Annotated in this window: 1 pseudogene; it reads right to left on the bottom strand. The window is 50.9% G+C overall.

Going from position 1 to position 1,919, the window contains the following annotated elements:
• Positions 1-1,209 (bottom strand): annotated as a pseudogene (locus tag A2X88_03450) (hypothetical protein).
• Positions 1,210-1,919: the final 710 nt, after the last annotated feature.

Genomic DNA, 1,919 nt, shown 5'->3' with positions numbered 1-1,919 from the left:
GGTATTGTTGTCCAGGTCGTAGTACCTATAGAAGGCGTGAACGTTTGTGCTGTCAAGCGGGTTTATGCTGTACTCCACGTTATACAGGGTCGTCTTTATCTCAGCGTCGGCAGTTGACCTTGGAAGAGCGACAGGGGCTCCGGCAAGTGAAGTAAAGGCCGACGTACTATAGGGGAGAAGTTCCTCGTCCTGTTTCATGGCGCCAACTGATGCCGTTGCAGTAAGCCTGCTGTCCAGAGGAAGGTTTACACCCACGGATAGCGACGTGTTCTGATACCTGTTGTCGGGGGCAAGGGCCATTTTGCCTGTAGTAGATACTGTATTCCCTGCTCCAAGTCCGCTATTATAGTCATTAGCCCCTGTCGCACCGAAAAACATGCTTTGCCATGTGAGTGAGTCGGTATCGTTTGTAAAGTCCGAAATGAGGTATGAGGCCAATGCCTGGAAGTTCTTCCCGTTATACTCAGCCTCAAGCTTAAGGTCTTTTGTCTGATAGTCCACAGGCTCCGGCAATTGGACATTAACCGTATTTGGCGGTCTTGACCCCAGAGGAGCTCCTGTTATCTGTGTGCCCTCTTTCTTTTCATCAGAATAGCCGAGCTTAAATTTGAGCCTTGAAGTCGGCGTATAGGCCAGAGCAACACTACCCTTTTCTCTCTGGGTTCCAAGGTCTGTTGAATGGGGGATGACAGTGTTATTTAAGAATGTCGCCACATTGGAAAACTGACCAGTCGGGTTAGTAATACTGGTTATCCCTGCATTACCCGATATTGTGTATTCACCGTTTCCCTGGTAATCATAAGGGGTCTTTGCCTTCTCGCTCAGGTTATGGGGTATCTCGTCCCACTCGGCCTCTACACCCCATTTGCCGGCGCCGCCGCCCCTCAACTTTAGGTTCTGGTCGTCCCGGCCTACGTTTGTCCCCTTAAACTCGATATAGCGGCCATTGTCGTTGTCAACCCCCTCCACGCTGAACTTGTAAAGATAGAAGCCGTCTTCTATGTCCCGGTATTCATTGAATTTTGCTGATTCCCCTTCTTTTTCATCCACTGCCTGAACGCCGATCTTTATCTCTCCTGTCGACTCAAATCTTTCTTTTACTTCAACCTTTGCCTCGCCTTCCCCCAGGTCCTTGTCTTCTGCGAAGACAGCGACAGGCGCCAGGGAGACGATAAGGCACGTTATTAACAGCATAATCTTTCTGTACATTTCAGCCTCCTATCTCGTAAATTTAGCCCCTGAGGGGTGGTTAGAGCCGTGGATCCTGCTGTGACAGTTGATGCAACCCTGTCCAAAGAGAGCGCTTTGCCTGTTGTATCTCGGCACGTTGACATGGCCCCCGTACTGATGGCAGTTTGTGCAGAGGAACGGCCCCTTGGAAGTAAGCATCTTTGGGTTGTTTGAACCGTGAGGGTCATGGCAGTTTGAGCAGTTCTCGCGCACAGGCGCATGCTCCCATACGAAAGGCCCTCGCTTCTCCGCATGACAGGAGTAGCATAAGTCATTGACACTGCCTGCCTTGAGCATCTTGGGGTTGCCCGAGCCATGGGGGTTATGGCAGCTTTCGCAGCCCATCTTGCCTTCCCTTACAGGCATATGAGACGATTTAAGTATCTGCCCCTTCTTGTCACTATGGCAGCGCACACATGCCTTTGTCGCATTCTCTGATACGAACAGGGATTTGTCGCTTCTCCTCTCCATCACATAATGACAGTTTACGCACGACACTCCGGTCCTCTGGTGCGGACTTCCCTTCCAGCCGATCTGCATCCCGCCAGTATGACACTGTTCGCATATCATGTTCTTCTGGTTGTGGGATATCTCCCCAAAGGAGACTACTGTGGGCTTTTTATCTGAAGTAAGCAGGCCGGGCGCCTCTGCAAGATGCTTACTCATAGGACCATGACACTTTTCGCAGG

Source organism: Deltaproteobacteria bacterium GWC2_65_14 (assembly GCA_001797615.1).
Lineage (GTDB): Bacteria > Desulfobacterota > Deferrimicrobia > Deferrimicrobiales > Deferrimicrobiaceae > GWC2-65-14.
Note: the sequence above shows the minus strand (reverse complement) of the source record. Positions and strands in the feature narration are given on the sequence as shown.